Source organism: Pseudomonas sp. NPDC087612 (assembly GCF_044743505.1).
GTDB lineage: Bacteria > Pseudomonadota > Gammaproteobacteria > Pseudomonadales > Pseudomonadaceae > Aquipseudomonas.
Genome location: NZ_JBIUWO010000005.1, coordinates 335,618 through 355,556, shown reverse-complemented (window position 1 = coordinate 355,556; position 19,939 = coordinate 335,618). Strand labels below are relative to the sequence as shown.

Sequence of the window (19,939 nt, the reverse complement as noted above, 5' to 3'; positions counted from 1 at the left end):
GCTTATAGAGTCTCGGATCCGGTCAGGCGCAGGACGGTCTTGCGCAGGATAGGGCTGTCGGGCTGGGCTTCGAAACCTTTGGCCCAGACCTGGCGGGCTTCGCGGCGCTTGCCGTTGGCCCAGAGCACTTCACCCAGGTGGGCAGCGACTTCGTGATCGGGGAAACGCTCGATGGCCTGGCGCAGCAGGCGCTCGGCTTCGTCGAGGTTGCCCATGCGGTAGTTGACCCAGCCGAGGCTGTCGAGCACCGCCGGATCGTCCGGGGTGATCTGGTGCGCTTTGTCGATCAGGGTCTTGGCTTCGGCATAACGGCTGGTGCGGTCAGCCAGGGTGTAGCCCAGGGCGTTGAGGGCCATGGCGTTTTCCGGCTCGCGGCTGATGATGCTGCGCAGGTCTTTTTCCATCTGCGCCAGGTCGTTGCGCTTTTCCGCAAGCATGGCCCGGGTGTACAGCAGGTTGAGGTCGTCCGGGTACTGCTTGATCGCTTGCTGCAGCACCTGCTCGGCCTGGGCGTCCTTGTCGTTGTTGCCCAGGGCTTCGGCTTCGATCAGGTACAGCTGGATGGCGTAGTCGGGCTGGGCTTCGCGGGCTGCGGCCAGGCGCCGCGAGGCCTCGGCGCTGCGGCCGTTGGCAATGAGGATGTCGGCCTGGCGCAGTTGCGCTGGCAGATAGTCGTTGCCGGGGCCGACCAGGGCGTACTCGTTGAGGGCGCTTTCGGGGTCGTTGCGTTCTTCATGGATGCGCCCCAGGTTCAGGTGCGCGGCATCGACATGGCTGTCGCGGGCGATCAGCTCTTCGAGGTAGCCGGCGCCTTCGTCCCAGTCCTTGGTTTCCAGGCTGACCAGGGCCAGCGAGTAACGCAGTTCATCGTCGTCCGGGTATTGCTGGACCAGGCTGACAAACTCGGCCTTGGCATCGGCCAGGCGATCCTGCTCGACCAGCATGCGCGCGTAGGTCAGGCGCAGGCGTTTGTCGTCCGGGTACTGGCGAATGGTTTTCTGCAGCAGCGGCAGGGCCTCTTTGCCGCGGTCCAGGCCTTGCAGCAGGCGCGCGCGCAGCAGCACCGGGGCAATCTCGCCGGCTTCGGGCGGGTGTTCTTCGAGCAGGTCGAGGGCCGCCTGGGCCTTGCCATCCTGTTGCAGCAGCAGGGCCTTGCCGAACACCAGCTGACCGTTGTCAGGGTACTTCACCAACAGACGATCGAAACTGTTTTGCAGGCCGGCGCGGGTGTCCGGGTCGGTTTCCAGTGCCGACAGGGCGAGGAAGTCGAAGTGGGTGTCGCCCTGGCCCTGAAGGACCTTTTCCATGTAGACCATGGACTCGTCATAGCGACCGCTGCGAGCCAGCTGGATGGCGGCGGCGCGCTGGGAGTCGAGGTTGCCGGGGTCGTTTTTCGCCCAGATCAGCGAGGTGTCGAGCGCGGCCTGGTCGGCGCCCAGGTATTCGGCGATGCGGTAGGCGCGTTCGGAAATACCCGGGTCCTGAGTCTTGATTGCCTGGCTGACGTAATTGTCCAGGGCGATATCGAAACGATCGCGCTGGCCGGCAAGTTCTGCGGTCAGCAGGCTGTACACGGTGTCCTGGCTGAACGATCCGTAGACGGTGGGCTTGGCCGGTTGCACCGGGGCGGCATCTGCAGGCGCCTTGGCATCCGGGGAATCCGGAGCCAGGGTCTGGCAGCCCTGGAGCAAGGCAAGGGCAAGGAGCAACGCGTAGGATCTATTCATAATCGGGATTTGGGCGGCTTACCAGCGGTCGGATCATCATGACACAAGCGCCGGGGCAAACCCATAAGCGAAGGTCTCGGTAGGGGTAGACTATAGAGACAATAGCGAGCGGTGGTTGTTCTGCGCTCTGCGAAGTAGGACAATTATCGGCTTCTCGTCACAATCAGCGACCTTGCATGGCCTTTCTTGCCCTCGGTATCAACCATAAGACTGCCTCGGTAGACGTACGCGAGCGCGTGGCGTTTACCCCTGAGCAGCTGGTGGACGCCTTGCAGCAGCTCTGCCGACTGACCGCCAGCCGCGAAGCCGCGATCCTTTCGACCTGCAACCGCAGCGAGCTTTATATAGAGCAGGACCACCTGGCTGCGGAGAGCATCCTGCGCTGGCTGGCCGAATATCATCAACTGAGCCTGGATGAACTGCGCGCCAGCGCCTACATCCATGAAGATCACGATGCCGTGCGGCACATGATGCGGGTGGCCTCCGGGCTCGACTCGCTGGTGCTGGGCGAGCCGCAGATCCTCGGCCAGATGAAGTCGGCCTATGCCGTGGCGCGCGAAGCCGGAACCATCGGCCCGCTGCTCGGGCGGCTGTTCCAGGCGACCTTCAGCGCTGCCAAGCAGGTGCGTACCGATACCGCCATCGGCGAAAACCCGGTGTCGGTGGCCTTTGCCGCCGTGAGCCTGGCCAAGCAGATCTTCAGCGACCTGGGCCGCAGCCAGGCGCTACTGATCGGCGCCGGTGAAACCATCACCCTGGTCGCCCGCCATCTGCACGAGCAGGGCGTGCGGCGCATCGTCGTCGCCAACCGCACCCTGGAGCGCGCCAGCACCCTGGCCGAGCAGTTCGGCGCCCATGCGGTGCTGCTGGCCGACATTCCCCAGGAGCTGGTCAACAGCGATATCGTCATCAGCTCCACCGCCAGCCAGTTGCCGATCCTCGGCAAGGGTGCGGTGGAAAGCGCCCTGAAGCAGCGCCGGCACAAGCCGATCTTCATGGTCGACATCGCCGTGCCGCGCGATATCGAGCCACAGGTGGGCGAGCTCGATGACGTTTACCTGTACACCGTCGATGACCTGCACGAAGTGGTCGCCGAGAACCTCAAGAGCCGCCAGGGTGCTGCCCAGGCCGCTGAAGAGCTGGTCTCGGTGGGCGCCGAAGATTTCATGCTGCGCCTGCGCGAGCTGGCCGCGGTGGATGTACTCAAGGCTTACCGTCAGCAGAGCGAGCGCCTGCGCGACGAAGAGCTGCAAAAGGCCCAGCGCCTGCTGGCCAATGGCGCCAGTGCCGACGAGGTGCTGGTGCAGCTGGCCCGTGGCCTGACCAACAAACTGCTGCATGCGCCCAGCGTGCAACTGAAAAAGCTCTCTGCCGAAGGCCGCCTCGATGCGCTGGCCATGGCCCAGGAACTCTTTGCCCTCTCCGAGGGTTCGACGGATAAAACCCCGCAATGAAAGCGTCGCTGCTGAATAAACTGGACACACTCCAGGACCGTTTCGAGGAACTGACCGCCCTGCTGGGCGATGCCGAGGTCATTTGCGACCAGACGCGCTTTCGCGCCTATTCCCGTGAATACGCTGAAGTCGAGCCGGTAGCCGTTGCCTACGCCCAGTGGCGCAAGGTCCAGGATGATCTGGCCGGCGCCCAGGCGCTGCTCAAGGACAGCGACCCGGACCTGCGCGAAATGGCCGTGGAAGAAGTGCGCGAAGCCAAGGAGCAACTGGCGCAGCTGGAAAACCAGCTGCAGCGCATGTTGCTGCCCAAGGACCCCAACGACGGGCGCAACGTGTTCCTGGAAATCCGCGCCGGTACCGGTGGTGACGAGGCGGCGATCTTTTCCGGCGACCTGTTCCGCATGTATTCGCGCTATGCCGAAAAGCGCGGCTGGCGCCTGGAAATTCTCTCGGAGAACGAGGGCGAACACGGCGGCTACAAGGAAATCATTGCCCGGGTCGAAGGCGACAGCGTCTACGGCAAGCTGAAATTCGAGTCCGGTGCGCACCGCGTCCAGCGTGTACCCGAGACCGAATCCCAGGGCCGCATTCACACCTCGGCCTGCACCGTGGCGGTGCTGCCGGAGCCGGACGAGCAGGTGGCGATCGAGATCAACCCGGCGGACCTGCGTGTCGACACCTACCGTGCCTCCGGTGCCGGTGGTCAGCACATCAACAAGACTGACTCGGCAATCCGCATCACCCACTTGCCCACCGGCATTGTCGTCGAGTGCCAGGAAGAACGTTCCCAGCACAAGAACCGTGCCCGGGCGATGTCCTGGCTGTCGGCCAAGCTCAACGACATCCAGACCAGCGCGGCGCAGAATGCCATGGCCAGCGAGCGCAAGCTGCTGGTCGGCTCGGGTGACCGTTCTGAACGAATTCGTACCTACAACTATCCACAGGGGCGGGTGACCGATCACCGCATCAACCTGACCCTGTATTCCCTGGATGACGTTCTGGCCGGTGGGGTCGACGCGGTAATCGAGCCGTTGCTGGCCGAGTACCAGGCGGATCAACTGGCGGCACTGGGTGAGTAAATGACGATTATTGCCAGCTTGCTCCGCGGTGCGGAGCTGCCGGATTCGCCGACCGCGCGTCTGGATATCGAACTGCTGTTGGCGGCGGCCATCGGCAAGTCGCGCAGCTACCTGCACACCTGGCCGGAGCGGATTGTCAGCAGCGAAGCGGCGTTGACTTTTGCCGACTACCTGCAGCGCCGCCGCGCCGGCGAGCCGGTGGCCTACATTCTGGGTCAGCAGGGGTTCTGGAACCTCGACCTGGAAGTGGCCCCGCATACCTTGATCCCGCGTCCGGAAACCGAGCTGCTGGTGGAAACCGCCCTGCAGTTGCTGCCGGGTAGTGCGGTCAAGCTGCTCGACCTGGGCACCGGCACCGGGGCGATTGCCCTGGCCCTGGCCAGTGAGCGCCCGTTGTGGCAGGTCACCGCGGTCGACCGCGTGCTCGAAGCCGTGGCCCTGGCCGAGCGCAACCGCCAGCGCCTGCAACTGAACAACGTCAACGTGCGCAGCAGCCACTGGTTCGATGCCCTGGCCGGCGAGCGCTTTGACCTGATCATCAGCAACCCGCCGTACATTGCCGCCGCCGACCCGCACCTGGTGGCCGGTGACGTGCGCTTTGAGCCCAGCAGCGCGCTGGTCTCCGGCGAAGACGGCCTGGACGACCTGCGCTGCATCGTCAGCCAGGCGCCGGCGCACCTGCTGCCGGCTGGCTGGCTGCTGCTCGAGCACGGTTACGACCAGGCCGCCGCCGTGCGCGAGCTGCTGGCCAGGCATGATTTCGAGCAGATCGAAAGCCGCCTCGACCTCAACGGCCACGAGCGCATCACCCTGGGGCGGCTGTCGTGCTGAGCGACCAGGAGCTGTTGCGCTACAGCCGGCAGATCCTCCTGGCGCAGGTGGATATCGACGGTCAGTTGCGGCTGAAAAACAGCACGGCGCTGATCGTCGGCCTCGGCGGTCTCGGCTCGCCAGTGGCGCTGTACCTGGCGGCCGCCGGGGTTGGCGAATTGCACCTGGCCGACTTCGATACGGTGGATGTCACCAACCTGCAGCGCCAGGTCTTGCACGACAGTGCGTCGGTAGGCCTGAGCAAGGTTGATTCGGCGCTTGCCCGGCTCACCGCGATCAACCCGCAAATCACCCTCAAAGCGCATCGCCGCGCGCTGGATGAGGACTCCCTGGCTGAAGCGGTCAAGGCCGTGGACCTGGTGCTCGATTGCTCGGACAACTTCACTACCCGCGAAGCGGTCAATGCCGCCTGCGTCGCCCACGGCAAACCGTTGGTCAGCGGCGCGGCGATTCGCCTGGAAGGGCAGTTGTCGGTGTTCGACCCGCGTAACCCGCTAAGCCCCTGCTACCACTGCCTGTACGGGCACGGCAGCGAAGCCGAACTGACCTGCAGCGAAGCCGGCGTGTTGGGCCCGCTGGTGGGGCTGGTTGGCAGCCTGCAAGCACTTGAGGCGCTGAAGCTGCTGGCCGGTTTCGGCGAGCCGCTGGTGGGGCGCTTGCTGTTGATCGATGCCCTTGGCAGCCGCTTCCGTGAGCTGCGGGTCAAGCGCGACCCGGGCTGCAGCGTGTGTGGCGAGCATCATGGCTGACGCTGCGGCGGCGCCGGTCGGCGTTTTCGATTCCGGAGTCGGCGGCCTGTCGGTACTGGCCGAGATCCAGCGCCTGCTGCCCGACGAGTCGCTGCTGTACGTCGGCGACTGCGGCTACATCCCCTATGGCGAGAAGTCGCCGGCGTTCATCCGCCAGCGCTGTCGCATGGTCGCCGAGTTCTTCCGCGAGCAAGGCGCCAAGGCCATGGTCCTGGCTTGCAACACCGCCACCGTGGCGGCAGTGGCAGATTTGCGCGAACAGTATCCGCACTGGCCGATCGTCGGGATGGAGCCTGCGGTCAAACCCGCCGCTGCCGCGACCCGCAGCGGTGTGGTCGGCGTGCTGGCCACCACCGGCACCCTGCAAAGCGCCAAGTTCGTTGCCTTGCTCGATCGCTTTGCCAACGACATTCGCGTGATCACCCAGCCTTGCCCGGGCCTGGTGGAGTGCATCGAGGCTGGCGACCTGAGTAGCCCGGTGGTGCGTGAGATGCTCCAGGGGTATGTAAAGCCCTTGCTCGACGCCGGCTGCGATACCCTGATCCTGGGCTGCACCCATTACCCCTTCCTCAAGCCTCTGCTGGCGCAAATGATCCCCGCCTCGGTGGCGATCATCGATACCGGCGCCGCCGTTGCCCGGCAATTGCAGCGCCTGTTGGGCGAGGGTGAATTGCTGGCTGCAGGACCGGCGCGCGATGCGCAATTCTGGACCAGTGCCAGCCCTGAACATTTGCGAAAGATCCTTCCAATGTTGTGGAATAAATCTGACAGTGTGCGAAGCTTTCCAATGTAAAAAAAGTGTGAAAAGCACTCAACATTGACTGAACTAACGCAACGCTGCCGATTTCTATTTATTGTCTGGTGAGACAGAAAAACCAACAACAGCATTAGGAAAAAGGACGTTTCTCATGAAGAAACTGCTTTGCTTGGCTGCTCTTGCAGCCGTTACCCTGGGGCAATCTTTCACAACTCAAGCAGCGGACGTGTCGTTATCGGTCGGGCAGACCGGCGACTCGACCATGACCTATCGCCTCGGCCTGCAATCGAACTGGGATGTCAGTTGGTGGCAAACCAGCGTAGGCCGTATCACCGGCTATTGGGACGGTGCCTACACCTATTGGGATGGCGACGAGAAGTCGAGTAACCACAGCCTGTCGTTTGCGCCGGTGTTCGTTTACGAGTTCGCCGGTGAGTCGGTCAAACCCTATATCGAAGCCGGTATTGGTGTGGCCGCATTCTCCAGTACCGAAGTTGAAAGCAACAAACTCGGCTCTTCGTTCCAGTTCGAAGATCGCATCGGCTTTGGTTTGCGCTTTGCCGGCGGGCATGAAGTCGGCGTGCGGGCGATCCACTACTCCAACGCCGGGCTGCAAACGCCCAACGATGGGGTAGAAAGTTACGCGTTGCACTACCGCATGCCGCTCTGACCTGAAAGAGCACAGCCCTGTGTTTTACACAGGGCTTGCAGGTAGTTCGGGCAGTGGCCAGAGGCTGTTGAGGTTGAGGGCTTCGAGCAGTAGCTCGGGGGCGCGCTCTGGCAAACGCTGGATGATCACATCGGCAGCAGTTTCCGGCGTCCATTGTTCAGGTCGGACCTGAACCGCCAGCAGTGGCGTTTTCAACGCCTGTGGTGCGACCACGGTCAAGGCGATGCCTTTGCTCTCGAGCTTCTGCCGCTCAGCGCGAAACACTTGTGTCAGGTTGTTGTCCGGGGTTGCCGGCTGGCTGGGCTCGTAGAGTTGCAGCGCCGAATAACGGCTGAGCACAGCCAGCACCTGTGGCGCCTGGCCTTTTTCCAGCAGCGGCACTGCCACGTTCAAGCAATGAACCGAAGCGCTCAGGTTGCTGCTGGCGATGGCTTCGAAAATGGCCGTCGGCGGCAGGCCAGGGTCCAGGTAATCGCAGGTGCCAGCATTCACCAGCAGGCAATCGAGGGCGCCCCAGTGGGCCTGGAGTTGCTGGCCAGCGTGTGCGGCCTGCGTGCCATCATCGAGATTGCCGTCAAGCAGCAGCAACTGCTCGGGGTTGAGCTGCGAAAGGCCCTTGAGCTCGGGCGAAGGACGTCCGCTGGCAGCGACTTTCCAGCCCTGCTCAAGCAGTTGTTGCACCAGCGCCAGGCCCAGGCCGCTGCTTGCGCCGGTGACCCACACCTTGCGCGCGATGGGTTCGCTCACATGACTGCCCTCTCTTCCTGCCGCGTGGGTAAATTCTTGAATGCACTCAACGCACGTTGGCGACTGCTACCGAGGTCCACAATGGGCTGCGGATAATGATTAGTAGCAAAAAGATCGCCACCTGGCACGGGATTGTGGATTTTTTTTTCATCCAGGTCGGCAAGCTCAGGCAGCCATTGCCGAATGAAATGCCCTGCGCTATCGAAACGCTGAGACTGGCTCACAGGGTTGAAAATGCGGAAATAGGGCGCTGCGTCGGTGCCGGTCGAAGCACTCCACTGCCAGCCGCCGTTGTTGGCGGCCAGGTCGCCATCGATCAGGTGGCGCATGAAAAAGCGCTCGCCCTCGCGCCAGTCGATCAGCAGGTTCTTGGTCAGGAACATGGCAACGATCATGCGCAGGCGGTTGTGCATCCAGCCGGTGGCAAGCAATTGGCGCATGGCCGCATCGATGATCGGGATGCCGGTCTGTCCTTGTTGCCAGGCCTTGAGTTCCTCCGGTGCATGGCGCCAGGGCAGGGCCTCGGTTTCCGGGCGGAAGGCACGGTGCATCGAGACCCGTGGATAGCCCACCAGGATGTGTTTGTAGAACTCGCGCCAGAGCAGCTCGTTGATCCAGGTCACCAGGCCGCGGTTGCCACTGTCGAACTCGCCGAAGTTGTGGTTCAGCGCGGCATGCAGGCACTGACGCGGCGATATCACCCCGGCGGCCAGGTAGGCTGACAGCTGGCTGGTGCCGGCGACGGCGGGGAGGTCGCGCTGATTCTGGTAGTCCTCGGCGCATTCGTCGATAAAGCGTTGCAGGCGGTGCTGTGCTTCTTCTTCACCGGCAGGCCAGAGCTCGCGCAAGGCCTGCGCAGGGTGTGGGAAACCGGCTACCTCAACGGGAACCGGATCGCTGGCGACAGCCGTCGGCGCTTGCGCCCTGATTGGGTTGACCAAGGGTGGCACGCCCAGGTGCAGGCGTTCGTAACACACTTTGCGAAACTGGCTGAAGACCTGAAAGTAGCTGGCGCTGCGGGTCAGGATGCTGCCTGGGCGGAACAGTAACTGGTCAAGATAGCCGTGCGCGGCAATACCGTGCTCGCCCAGGGCAGCCAGCACCGCCTGGTCGCGGGCGCTTTCATTAACGCCATATTCCTCGTTGAAGTGCAGCGCCTGCACCTGATGCTCCTGGCACAGCTGCAGCAAGACCTGCGGTGCCTGCTGCCAGGTGTCGGCGTGGCGGATCAGCAGGGGGATGTTCAACTGCGCCAGTGCCGCACGCAGGCTTTGCAGGTTGCGCAACCAGAAGTCGACCTTGCACGGCGCATCGTCATGGGCCTGCCACTGCCCAGGGCTGAGCAGCCATACTGCCAGGGTCGGGCCGCGTTCGCAGGCTGCTGCCAGTGCAGTGTTGTCAATTACGCGCAGGTCGCTGCGCAGCCAGATCAGTTGCATGCTGTTTGGTTACCCTTGAAGGTGAAATTCAGGCTGTTCGCCCCTGAGTTGGCGCAGGCACTGAAGCGCCGCCTGGGGCGAATCGAGGACAAACAGCGTCTCGTCCGTCCAGGCTTGCAGGGCATGCTTATGAATGCTGACTGCGCGGCCGCACAGGAGTTTCGGAATTTCGACGTCGGCCAGGTTTCTTTGTAAGCGGGCGATGTCCAGCGACTTGTCGATGCTCAGCAGCAACGCCCATGGCCGCAACTGGGCGACCGCCAGGCTCAGCTCGTTGCCCGGTGGTGGCCAGTCGAAGACCTGCACCGGGTAACCGGCATTGCTGGCCAGCCAGGCCGTCAGCCACAGCCGTGGGTCGAAGGCCAGGTCAGAGCCGTTTACCAGTAGCAAGGGGGCGCCGCCGAGCTGATGGTTGTTGTGATAGACCCGCGCCCCGAGCTTGCTGCGTAGCCACGAGAAAAAGAACACCTGCTCAAGGCCAGTGGCGAATTGGCCCTGCCAGCGCAGTTCGAGGTCGGCAAGCAGCGGCATCAACAGTTGTTCGCAGAGGGTTGCCGCCGGGTATAGGGCCATGGCCTGGTTCACCTGCTGCTCAAGCCGGCGCTCGGCGAGGGCGGCGATGGCTTCCTTGAGTTGCTCGCGCAGGGCCTGCCAGTCGCTGCCGGCCGGCGACGGTGACTCCCCCGGGCTGGCTTGCAGCAAGGCTTTGACCTGGCTGACCGCCGCGCCCCGGTCAAGCCAGGTGAGGATCTGCTGGATACGCTGGACGTCTTCCTGGCTGTAGAGGCGATGCCCCTTGCCGGTGCGTTGCGGCACGATCAAGCCGTAACGACGCTCCCACGCACGCAGGGTGACCGGGTTGATACCGGTCAGGCGCGTCACCTCGCGGATCGGCAACAGGGCTTCAGATGGCATTGCGCAGGCTCAGGTTTTCCGGGTGCGGTTGCAAGTACACCTGCTGCGCCAGGTAGGGGTCGGGATGGTTGCGCAAATGATGCTTGAGCAGGGTCAGCGGCACCACCAGCGGCACCACGCCGGCATGGTACTGGCTGATCAGTTGCTGGATTTCCTGCTTGTCGGCGCGGCTCAAGGCATCGCGCAGGTAACCGCTCAGGTGCAACAGTACATTGCTGTGGGTGCCACGGCTGGCGCAGCGGCTCAGGGCCTGGATCAACTGGCTGAAGTAACGCGGGGCGAGCAACTCGGGATCGTCGTCGCGGCCCATGCTGCCCAACAGCTTGCCCAGGACTTTGTACTGCTGCGGGTTGTGCGCCATCAGCTGGTACTTGTAGCGGGAATGAAACGCGATCAGGGCGCCGCGGCTGACGCCAGCGGCGATCAGCTGCTGCCAGTCGGCGTAGGCATATACCCGGGTGATGAAGTTCTCGCGCAGCACCGGATCACAGAGCCTGCCATCTTCTTCCACCGGTAAATCGGGACGCTGCTCACAGAAGGCGGCGGCGAACAACCCGCGGCCGCCCTCGGGCGCTGGATAGCCATTGGCCTGATAGACCTTGACTCGCTCCAGGCCGCAGGAGGGGGATTTGTGCATGAAGATGTAGCCGCAAATATCGTCGAGATCCTTGGCCATCTGCTGCCCGTAAGCGCGCAACGGGCCGGACAGATCCAGGCCGGGGTCGCGGCTGCACACGGCCTGCGGGTCGGCAGGATCACCTACCAGGCGGATGGGTGCACGTGGCACGCCCAGGCCGATGGCGACTTCTGGGCAAACCGGGACCAAATCGAAGTGTTCGCTGAGGACCTCGTTGCACAGGCGCGAGGCTTTGTGGCCGCCGTTGAAACGCACTTCCTGGCCGATCAGACAGGCGCTGACAGCAATGCGGGGCTTGCGCGGCAGGTCACGAGCGTTCATGAACAGATCCTGAAAAATATTGTACAAATAAAGTTTTATGTACAGGTAAATCCCATCATAGGGGCAAACCTGTGCAAGTCAAACCACTTGTACAACTTTTGTGCAGGATGTCGAAAATGTCAGGCGGGGCTGAACAGGAGCAGCCCCGGCAGCTGTTACTCCAGATGCTCAAGCAGCCGACGGGCCGCTTCCTGGCCGCTGAGCCAAGCGCCTTCGACCCGGCCCGACAGGCACCAGTCGCCACAGGCATACAGGCCCAGGTCAGCGTCGGCCAGGGCGCCCCATTCGTGATTGCTGGCCGGGCGGGCATACAGCCAGCGGTGGGCGAGGGAGAAGTTCGGGGCGGGCACCACGCAGCCGACCAGCTCGGCGAAATCGCCCCACAGTTGCTCGATCACCGCCTCCTTGGGCAGGTCGATGTGCTGCTTGCTCCAGCTGGAAGTGGCATGCAACACCCAGGTGTCCATGTGTTCGTCGCGCCCGGGTTTGCTCCGGTTGCGCGCCAGCCAGTCGAGGGCGCTGCCTTGTACGAAGCAGCCTTGCATCGGGGTGTCGAGCGGGGTGTCGAACGCCAGGGCGATGGCCCAGGTCGGGTCCATCTGCACGCCGGCGGCAGTGGCGGCCAGCTTGGGCGCAGCACTGAGCAACTGGGTGGCCTGAGGCGCCGGCACGGCGACTACCACCCGGCTGAACGGCCCGTGGCTGCAGCCGTCGGTGTCCTGCAGGTGCCAGTACTTCTGGCCGCGATAGACTTCGGCAATACGGCAGCTGAAGTTTACCGTGACATCCTTGAGCAGGCCGCGGGTGATGGCGCTCATGCGCGGCACGCCAACCCAGCGCGTCTGCTCGTCGGGGGAGGGGCTCAGTACGCCATCCTGATAGTGATACAGCTGCGGCTTCCATTCGGCCGCCCAACCGGCCGCTACCCATTGCTGCAACTGGTCGACAAAGCGCCGGTCGCGGGCCGTGAAGTACTGGGCGCCGAGATCAAGGGCGCCGGCATCGCTGCGTTTGCTGGCCATGCGTCCGCCGCTGCCGTGGCCCTTGTCGAACAAATGAACGGTCTGCCCGGCCTTTTGCAACGCCTGGGCGGCGGACAGGCCGGCGATACCGGCCCCGATGATGGCAATAGGTACAGTCATGATGGCCTCTTCGAACCTAATGGTTGCAGACTACGCTGCCCGGCAAACCTGTACAATGCACGAATCCTGTATAAGATGATTCCGCTCGTTACCACAGGTTGGCCTATGTTTATCCGAGAGCGATCGGTCAAAAAAGTGCCTTGTTGTTAAAAATAGACCACTGGCGCGCCATGCGAGGACACAGCCATGCATATATTGCTGACCGGCGGTACCGGGTTGATCGGCCAACACCTGTGTCAGCACTGGCTGGCCCAGGGACATCGGCTGACGGTATGGAGTCGGCGCCCTGAACAGGTGGGCAAGTTGTGTGGCTCCGGGGTGCGTGGCATAGCCCGGCTCGATGAGCTGGCCGATGACGACGGCGTGGACGCGGTGATCAATCTGGCCGGCGCACCGATTGCCGACCGGCCCTGGAGCTCCAGCCGTCGCGCCTTGCTCTGGGCCAGTCGTATCACTTTGACCGAGCAATTGCTGGCCTGGTTGGAGAAGCGTCAGCAGCGCCCCGAGGTACTGATCTCGGGTTCGGCGGTAGGCTGGTATGGCGATGGTGGCGAGCGCGAACTCACCGAGGCTTCGCAGCCGGTCAAGGAGGATTTCGCCAGCCAGCTGTGCATCGCCTGGGAAGAAACCGCCATGGCCGCGCAACCGCTGGGGATTCGCGTGGTGCTGGTGCGTACCGGGCTGGTGCTGGCGAGCGAGGGCGGCTTTTTGTCGCGCCTGCGCCTGCCGTTCAAACTCGGGCTGGGCGGGCCTATCGGCGACGGTCGGCAGTGGATGCCGTGGATCCATATACACGACCAGATCGCCCTGATTGATTTTCTCTTGCAGCACAAGGATGCCAGCGGTCCTTATAATGCCTGCGCCCCGGAGCCGGTGCGCAACCGCGAGTTCGCCAGGCGTCTGGGCCGGGCCCTGCACCGCCCGGCATTGATGCCGATGCCGGCGCTGCTGCTCAAGGCCGGGCTGGGCGAATTGTCGACCTTGCTACTGGGCGGGCAACGGGCGCGGCCGGTACGTTTGCTGGCGGCCGGTTTTACCTTCCGCTTCAATGATCTGCAATCGGCCCTGGATGAACTGTCCAGGCGCCTCTGAAATAGGACGTTGCATGACCGATCACGCTTTGCTGCTGGTCAACCTGGGTTCACCGGCCTCCACCTCTGTCGCCGACGTGCGCCGGTACCTCAATCAGTTTCTCATGGACCCCTATGTCATCGACCTGCCGTGGCCGGTGCGGCGGCTGCTGGTGTCGCTGATCCTGATCAAGCGCCCGGAGCAATCGGCCCATGCCTATGCCTCGATCTGGTGGGACGAGGGTTCGCCGCTGGTGGTGCTGACCCGCCGCCTGCAGGCCGCAATGCGCGAGCAGTGGAGCCACGGCCCGGTGGAAATCGCCATGCGCTACGGCGAGCCTTCGTTGCCGACGGTGCTGACGCGCCTGGCCAGCCAGGGCGTGAAGAAGGTCACCTTGGCGCCGCTGTACCCGCAGTTTGCCGACAGCACCGTGACCACGGTCATCGAGCAGGCGAAACAGGTGATTGGCGAGCACAAGCTGCCGCTCGAGATGGCGATTCTGCAGCCGTTCTACGACAAGCCGGAATACATCGACGCCCTGGTAGCCAGCGCGCAGCCATACTTGCAGGAGGATTACGATCACCTGCTGCTCAGCTTCCATGGCCTGCCCGAGCGACACCTGAAAAAACTCGACCCCACCGGCAAGCATTGTTTCCAGGACGCCGATTGCTGCCGCACCGCTTCGCCCGAGGTGCTTGCGGTCTGCTATCGCGGCCAGTGCCTGCGCACCGCCCAGGCGTTCGCGCAGAAGATGGGCATCCCCGACGGCAAGTGGTCGGTGTCGTTCCAGTCAAGGCTGGGGCGGGCGAAGTGGATCGAGCCGTACACCGAAACGCGGTTGGACGAGCTGGGCAAGTCAGGGGTGAAAAAGCTGCTGGTAATGTGCCCGGCGTTTGTCGCCGATTGCATCGAGACCCTGGAAGAGATCGGTGACCGCGGGCGCGAGCAGTTTGTCGAGGCCGGCGGCGAAGAGCTGGTGCTGGTGCCGTGCCTGAATGATCACCCGCAGTGGGTGCAGGCGTTGAAGGGGATGTGCGAAGAGGCTTGAGGGCCTCATCGCGGGTCTAGCCCGCTCCCACAGACTGCTTGGGAGGGGGCTAGACCTTCAGATCAAGGCAACTGATCGTCCAGCGCCTTGTTCTTCCAGCTGTCGTTACCCGGCAGCAGCAGGTTCAAGGCAATAGCCACCACCGCGCACAGGGCGATGCCCTTCAGGCCCCAGTCATCGGGGCCTGTGCCGCTACCGATCAGCACGCCGCCGATACCGAACACCAGGGTTACCGACACGATCACCAGGTTGCGCGCTTCGCTGAGATCGATCTTGTGGCGGATCATGGTGTTCATGCCCACCGCCGCGATCGAGCCGAACAGCAGGCAGAGGATGCCGCCCATTACCGGCACCGGAATGCTCTGCAGCAGCGCGCCGAACTTGCCGATGAAGGCCAGGGTGATGGCAAAGATTGCCGCCCAGGTCATGATCTTCGGGTTGTAGTTCTTGGTCAGCATCACCGCGCCGGTCACTTCGGCGTAGGTGGTGTTGGGCGGCCCGCCGAACAGGCCGGCAGTGGTGGTGGCGATGCCGTCACCGAGCAGGGTGCGGTGCAGGCCAGGCTTTTTCAGGTAGTCGCGGCCGGTCACGCTGCCCACCGCAATCACCCCGCCGATGTGCTCGATCGCCGGCGCCAGGGCCACCGGTACGATGAACAGGATCGCCTGCCAGTTGAACGCTGGCGCGGTGAAGTGCGGCAGCGCCAGCCAGGGCGCGGCGGCGATCTTGGCGGTGTCGACCACGCCAAAGTAGAACGACAGGGCAAAGCCCACCAGCACCCCGGCAATGATCGGCACCAGGCGGAAGATACCCTTGCCGAACACCGCGACGATCAGGGTGGTCAGCAGCGCCGGCATGGAGATCATCATCGCGGTGCCGTACGGCAGCAGCTCGGCGCCGTCACCGGCCTTGCCCATGGCCATGTTGGCGGCAATCGGCGCCATTGCCAGGCCGATCGAGATGATCACCGGGCCGATCACCACCGGTGGCAGCAGGCGGTCGATAAAGCCGGTGCCTTTGATTTTTACCGCAAGGCCGAGGAAGGTGTAGACGAAGCCCGCCGCCATGACCCCGCCCATGGTCTCGGCCAGGCCGAACTGGCCCTTGGCGAGGATGATCGGAGTGATGAAAGCGAAACTCGAGGCCAGGAATACCGGCACCTGACGGCCGGTCACTATCTGAAACAGCAGAGTTCCCAAACCCGCCGTGAACAGCGCGACGTTGGGGTCGAGGCCGGTAATCAGCGGCATCAATACCAGCGCGCCAAAGGCGACGAAGAGCATCTGCGCGCCGGAGACGACCTGGCGCCAGAGCGGGTCGTTGAACTCATCCTGCATGTTCAGGCGTCCTTCTGCTTGGTACCGAAGATCTTGTCACCGGCATCGCCCAGGCCCGGGATGATGTAGCCGTGCTCGTTCAGGCACTGGTCGATCGAGGCAGTGTAGATCTGCACATCCGGGTGGGCTTTCTCGACCACGGCGATGCCTTCGGGGGCGGCAACCAGGACCATCGCGCGGATGTCCTTGCAGCCGGCCTTTTTCAGCAGGTCGATGGTGGCGACCATCGAGGCGCCGGTGGCCAGCATCGGGTCGATGATCAGCGCCAGGCGCTCGTTGATCTCCGGGGCGAGTTTTTCCAGGTAGGTGTGCGCCTCGAGGGTCTCCTCGTTGCGGGCCACGCCCACGGCGCTGACCTTGGCGCCCGGGATCAGGCTGAGCACGCCGTCGAGCATGCCGATGCCGGCGCGCAGGATCGGTACTACAGTAATCTTCTTGCCGGCGATCTTCTCGACCTGGACCTTGCCGCACCAGCCGTCGATTTCGTAGCTTTCCAGCGGCAGGTCTTTGGTTGCTTCGTAGGTCAGGAGCGTGCCGACTTCCTGGGCGAGCTCGCGAAAGTTCTTGGTGCTGATGTCGGCGCGGCGCATCAGGCCGAGCTTGTGGCGGATCAGCGGATGGCGGATCTCACGGGTAGGCATAGGGAAAAGCTCCGGGGGGCGGGCAAAAAAACCGCGCTAGATTAATCTATTCAGCCATGCATGTCCTCAGACTTACTGGACGTTAGTCCAGAAATGCTTGATCTGATGCGACGGGATGCGTACCTTTGCCCGCTTTTCTCAATTGCCGCCCCTTGGAGAGCGCCATGTCCGCCGATCTCGAGCACATCCGTCAAGTCATGCGCGAGGCTGACTGCCTGCACACCGAAGCCGAAGTCGAGGCCGCCATCGCCCGCGTGGGCGCGCAAATCACCGAGGTGCTGGCCGACAGCAACCCGGTAGTGTTCTGTGTGATGAACGGCGGCCTGATCTTCGCCGGCAAACTGCTGACCCATCTGCAATTCCCGCTGGAATCGTCCTACCTGCACGCCACCCGCTACCGCAACCAGACCAGCGGCGGCGACCTGTTCTGGAAGGCCAAGCCGGAAGTCTCGTTTATCGATCGTGACGTGCTGATCATCGACGACATTCTTGACGAAGGTCATACCCTCAGCGCAATCATCGATTTCTGCAAGCATGCCGGTGCCCGCGCCGTGCACACTGCCGTGCTGATCGACAAGGACCACGACCGCAAGGCCAGCGCCGACCTCAAGGCCGACTTCTGCGGCTTGAGCTGTGTTGACCGCTATGTGTTCGGTTATGGCATGGACTACAAAGGCTACTGGCGCAACGCTAACGGTATCTACGCTGTAAAGGGTCTCTGAGGTCCACAGGCGGGGCCGGTCGACCCGGCTTGCCCCGTTTGCCTTACCCCATGCTAGAGTGCCAGGCTGCCCCCAAGGAGCCTGACATGCGTGCGATTTTCCCCCTGCTGTTCCTGCTGAGCATGCCGCTGGCCGCGGCGCCCCTGCACAGCCAGTTCCTGCCGCCCGACGACCTCGGGCTGCGTAAGGAAGTTGCCGATTCGCAGCAGTTGCTGCAGGTCACCAGCTATTCGGTGGTAGTGGGCAACCAGCGCCAGTCCAACCAGCAACCGATTCCGGTCACCTCACCGTTGATTCTGCGCCTCAAGGGCAAGCCGCTGAGCAAGGGCGCGACCATCAGCCAGGTACTGGTCAGCTTCGATGCCGAAAGCAAAAGCCTGAAAAAGCCGGTGTTCGACGACAAAAGCAAAACCCTCACACTCAACTACCCGCTGGCCCAGTACCGGGTGATGCTCGACCTGCTGCGCAACGATACCGTCTATGTGCAGTTCCTCAGCTACCCCAACGGTCACATCTGGGCCGATCTGCATACCGGAAGCGTACGCGCGCGTTGAGTGCCGGCGTTGCCCGGGGGTAAACTGCCGGCCCGTGAAAATGTCCGTGATGGTTCAGTTGGAGTCGGCAATGCGTAAAGACAAGAAGCAAGTGATTGGTGATGAGATCAGTGACGACTACATCAAGTCGTTCCTGCAATACGAGCCGGCCGATGGCGTAACTTCGCCTTCGCATCACAAGCTGATCAAGGGCTACCGCGGCCTGCGCGTCGATGACTTCGAGCGCTATGTCGGCTTCTTCGTCGAGGCTGGTTATGACCTGGACGGCAGGAACGAGCACGGTAAGACCTTCGTCGAAGCCATCGCGGATCAGCGCAATGCGCCCGAGTACACCGAGATCATCGACAAGGCTCGCGGCTGATACCAGCGCCCATAAAAAAACGCCCCGAAGGGCGTTTTTTTATGCCGGCAGATTATGCGTAGCTCTGCGCCGGGCTGCTTTCGACCAGGCCCAGGGCCTCGTCGTTGTACGCACTGATCTTGTGGTACAGGGCAGCGTCGGTGGCCAGGACCTTTTCCCGGGCCGGGAAAATTTCCTTGAGCTTGGCCGCCCAGGCGCCCTTGGCTTGCTCGGGGAAGCAGCGCTCGATCAGATCCAGCATGATCGACACGGTTACCGAAGCACCAGGGGAAGCACCGAGCAGGGCGGCCAGGGAGCCGTCCTTGGCTGCAACCAGTTCGGTACCGAACTGCAGAATGCCGCCTTTTTTCGGGTCTTTCTTGATGATCTGCACGCGCTGGCCAGCCACTTCCAGACGCCAGTCCTCGGCCTTGGCCTCGGGGTAGAAGCGGCGCAGTGAATCCAGGCGCTGCTCCATCGACTGCATCACTTCGCTGACCAGGTACTTGGTCAGGTCCATGTTGTCGCGGGCCACGGCCAGCATCGGGCCGATGTTGCCCATGCGTACCGACAGCGGCAGGTCGAGGAACGAGCCGTGCTTGAGGAACTTGGTGGTGAAGCCTGCGTACGGGCCGAACAGCAGCGAGGTCTTGCCGTCGACCACGCGGGTATCCAGGTGCGGCACCGACATCGGTGGCGAACCTACCGCGGCCTGGCTGTAGACCTTGGCCTGGTGGCGCTTGACCACTTCCGGGTTGTCGCAACGCAGCCACTGGCCGCTGACCGGGAAGCCGCCAAAGCCCTTGCTCTCTTCGATACCCGACAGTTGCAGCAGCGGCAGGGCCGCGCCACCGGCGCCGAGGAACACGAAGCGGGCATCGACTTCACGGCTGCTGCCGCTGTTGACGTCCTTGATGCTGACGGTCCAGCCGCTGCCGTTACGGCGCAGGCCGGTGACTTTCTTGCAGTACTTGACCTGTGCTTCGGGGGCGTTGGCCAGGTGCTTGAGCAGCTTGTTGGTCAGCGCGCCGAAGTTGACGTCGGTGCCTTTCATGACGCGGGTGGCGGCGATCTGCTGGTCGGCAGGGCGACCCGGCATCATCAGCGGCATCCACTCGTTCATCACCGCCTTGTCTTCGGTGTACTCCATTTCGCTGAAGGCGTGGTGCTGCTTGAGCATCTCGAAACGCTTCTTGAGGAAGCTGATGCCCTTCTCGCCCTCGACGTAGCTCAGGTGCGGCACGGGGTTGATGAACGCCCGCGGCGAGCTGAACGCACCCTTTTTGCTCAGGTAGGCCCAGAACTGCCGGGACACCTCGAACTGGGTATTGATATGCACCGCTTTCTTGATATCGATGCTGCCGTCGGCGGCCTGTGGCGTGTAGTTCAGTTCACACAGCCCGGCATGGCCGGTCCCGGCGTTGTTCCACGGGTTGGAACTTTCCGCGGCACCCGAATCCATCAACTCGACGACTTCCAGCTTGATCGCCGGGTCGAGTTCCTTGAGCAGTACGGCCAGGGTGGCACTCATGATGCCTGCCCCTACCAGTACTACATCGACTGCTTCGTTCTGCGCCATTAACGCGTCTCCAAAATCTTCAGCACCAAATTGACAGCATAGGATCCCTGGCTTGCCAGGATCGCCATGTCCGATTATTCGCAGTTTTTGCAACTTCAGCGGACACCACCAACCGGGCTTTGCGTTGCCTATGAACGCATTTTACAGCCGGTGCGGCAATTCGACTTATGGTCAAGGTA

General features: G+C 63.1%; 20 protein-coding genes. 11 read left to right on the top strand and 9 right to left on the bottom strand.

Features of this window, described 5'->3' with window-relative positions; translation table 11 throughout:
- Window positions 1–2: 2 nt before the first annotated feature.
- The gene (locus ACIOVF_RS12935) at window positions 3–1,727 is read right to left on the bottom strand and encodes a tetratricopeptide repeat protein (protein WP_045195976.1); all 1,725 of its coding nucleotides are present in this window, start codon (window positions 1,725–1,727) and stop codon (window positions 3–5) included.
- Window positions 1,728–1,903: 176 nt separating this feature from the next.
- Here ACIOVF_RS12935 and hemA point away from each other — a divergent pair, with 176 nt between their 5' ends.
- From hemA to ACIOVF_RS12905, 6 genes are all read left to right on the top strand, one after another.
- Entirely contained in the window at window positions 1,904–3,181 is a 1,278-nt protein-coding gene (gene hemA / locus ACIOVF_RS12930; RefSeq protein WP_045195978.1) for a glutamyl-tRNA reductase, read from the top strand.
- The gene (gene prfA / locus ACIOVF_RS12925; protein WP_045195980.1) at window positions 3,178–4,260 is read left to right on the top strand and encodes a peptide chain release factor 1; all 1,083 of its coding nucleotides are present in this window, start codon (window positions 3,178–3,180) and stop codon (window positions 4,258–4,260) included. The genes hemA and prfA overlap by 4 nt, the downstream gene beginning before the upstream one ends.
- Window positions 4,261–5,091 carry a peptide chain release factor N(5)-glutamine methyltransferase gene (gene prmC / locus ACIOVF_RS12920; protein ID WP_401289825.1) on the top strand — a complete coding sequence of 277 codons (831 nt, stop codon included), beginning with the start codon at window positions 4,261–4,263 and terminating at the stop codon, window positions 5,089–5,091.
- Window positions 5,085–5,840 carry a molybdopterin-synthase adenylyltransferase MoeB gene (locus ACIOVF_RS12915; protein ID WP_195885663.1) on the top strand — a complete coding sequence of 252 codons (756 nt, stop codon included), beginning with the start codon at window positions 5,085–5,087 and terminating at the stop codon, window positions 5,838–5,840. Before prmC ends, ACIOVF_RS12915 begins: the two co-directional genes overlap by 7 nt.
- The gene (murI, locus tag ACIOVF_RS12910; protein ID WP_045195986.1) at window positions 5,833–6,633 is read left to right on the top strand and encodes a glutamate racemase; all 801 of its coding nucleotides are present in this window, start codon (window positions 5,833–5,835) and stop codon (window positions 6,631–6,633) included. The genes ACIOVF_RS12915 and murI overlap by 8 nt, the downstream gene beginning before the upstream one ends.
- Before the next feature lie 115 nt (window positions 6,634–6,748).
- Window positions 6,749–7,267, top strand: a complete 519-nt coding sequence (locus ACIOVF_RS12905; protein WP_045195988.1) for an acyloxyacyl hydrolase — start codon at window positions 6,749–6,751, stop codon at window positions 7,265–7,267.
- Between the two features lie 24 nt (window positions 7,268–7,291).
- Here ACIOVF_RS12905 and ACIOVF_RS12900 read toward each other — a convergent pair whose 3' ends face one another.
- From ACIOVF_RS12900 to ACIOVF_RS12880, 5 genes are all read right to left on the bottom strand, one after another.
- Window positions 7,292–8,014, bottom strand: a complete 723-nt coding sequence (locus ACIOVF_RS12900) for an SDR family oxidoreductase (protein WP_045195990.1) — start codon at window positions 8,012–8,014, stop codon at window positions 7,292–7,294.
- Window positions 8,011–9,453 (bottom strand): deoxyribodipyrimidine photo-lyase, encoded by a 1,443-nt coding sequence (gene phrB / locus ACIOVF_RS12895; protein WP_045195993.1) that lies wholly within the window; start codon window positions 9,451–9,453, stop codon window positions 8,011–8,013. Before phrB ends, ACIOVF_RS12900 begins: the two co-directional genes overlap by 4 nt.
- Window positions 9,454–9,462: 9 nt before the next feature.
- Window positions 9,463–10,368: a MerR family transcriptional regulator gene (locus ACIOVF_RS12890; protein ID WP_045195995.1), complete on the bottom strand. Its 906-nt coding sequence runs from the start codon at window positions 10,366–10,368 to the stop codon at window positions 9,463–9,465.
- Window positions 10,358–11,326: a DUF523 and DUF1722 domain-containing protein gene (locus tag ACIOVF_RS12885; protein WP_045195997.1), complete on the bottom strand. Its 969-nt coding sequence runs from the start codon at window positions 11,324–11,326 to the stop codon at window positions 10,358–10,360. The genes ACIOVF_RS12890 and ACIOVF_RS12885 overlap by 11 nt, the downstream gene beginning before the upstream one ends.
- A gap of 155 nt (window positions 11,327–11,481) precedes the next feature.
- Window positions 11,482–12,468 (bottom strand): NAD(P)/FAD-dependent oxidoreductase, encoded by a 987-nt coding sequence (locus ACIOVF_RS12880; RefSeq protein ID WP_045195999.1) that lies wholly within the window; start codon window positions 12,466–12,468, stop codon window positions 11,482–11,484.
- 186 nt (window positions 12,469–12,654) lie between these two features.
- Here ACIOVF_RS12880 and ACIOVF_RS12875 point away from each other — a divergent pair, with 186 nt between their 5' ends.
- Together ACIOVF_RS12875 and hemH are read left to right on the top strand one after the other, a co-directional pair.
- Window positions 12,655–13,560: a TIGR01777 family oxidoreductase gene (locus ACIOVF_RS12875; protein WP_093387946.1), complete on the top strand. Its 906-nt coding sequence runs from the start codon at window positions 12,655–12,657 to the stop codon at window positions 13,558–13,560.
- Between the two features lie 13 nt (window positions 13,561–13,573).
- A complete protein-coding gene (gene hemH / locus ACIOVF_RS12870) occupies window positions 13,574–14,587 on the top strand; it encodes a ferrochelatase (protein ID WP_045196002.1) in 1,014 nt (337 codons plus the stop codon).
- A gap of 62 nt (window positions 14,588–14,649) precedes the next feature.
- Here the strand turns inward: hemH and ACIOVF_RS12865 are convergent, their stop codons facing one another.
- A complete protein-coding gene (locus ACIOVF_RS12865) occupies window positions 14,650–15,924 on the bottom strand; it encodes a uracil-xanthine permease family protein (RefSeq protein WP_093387948.1) in 1,275 nt (424 codons plus the stop codon).
- A 2-nt stretch (window positions 15,925–15,926) separates the two neighbouring features.
- Window positions 15,927–16,565, bottom strand: coding sequence for a uracil phosphoribosyltransferase (upp, locus tag ACIOVF_RS12860; RefSeq protein WP_045196006.1), 639 nt, complete (start codon window positions 16,563–16,565; stop codon window positions 15,927–15,929).
- 164 nt (window positions 16,566–16,729) lie between these two features.
- On the opposite strand from upp, the gene ACIOVF_RS12855 reads away from it, so the two are divergent.
- The 3 genes from ACIOVF_RS12855 to ACIOVF_RS12845 all read left to right on the top strand — a co-directional run bounded on the left by ACIOVF_RS12855 (window position 16,730) and on the right by ACIOVF_RS12845 (window position 18,202).
- Window positions 16,730–17,287 carry a hypoxanthine-guanine phosphoribosyltransferase gene (locus ACIOVF_RS12855; RefSeq protein WP_010225758.1) on the top strand — a complete coding sequence of 186 codons (558 nt, stop codon included), beginning with the start codon at window positions 16,730–16,732 and terminating at the stop codon, window positions 17,285–17,287.
- A gap of 86 nt (window positions 17,288–17,373) precedes the next feature.
- Window positions 17,374–17,841 carry a hypothetical protein gene (locus ACIOVF_RS12850; RefSeq protein ID WP_045196008.1) on the top strand — a complete coding sequence of 156 codons (468 nt, stop codon included), beginning with the start codon at window positions 17,374–17,376 and terminating at the stop codon, window positions 17,839–17,841.
- A 70-nt stretch (window positions 17,842–17,911) separates the two neighbouring features.
- A complete protein-coding gene (locus tag ACIOVF_RS12845; RefSeq protein WP_401289814.1) occupies window positions 17,912–18,202 on the top strand; it encodes a PA4642 family protein in 291 nt (96 codons plus the stop codon).
- Between the two features lie 52 nt (window positions 18,203–18,254).
- On the opposite strand, the gene mqo is transcribed toward ACIOVF_RS12845, so the two are convergent.
- Window positions 18,255–19,760 (bottom strand): malate dehydrogenase (quinone), encoded by a 1,506-nt coding sequence (gene mqo, locus ACIOVF_RS12840; protein WP_045196012.1) that lies wholly within the window; start codon window positions 19,758–19,760, stop codon window positions 18,255–18,257.
- Between the last annotated feature and the right edge of the window lie 179 nt (window positions 19,761–19,939).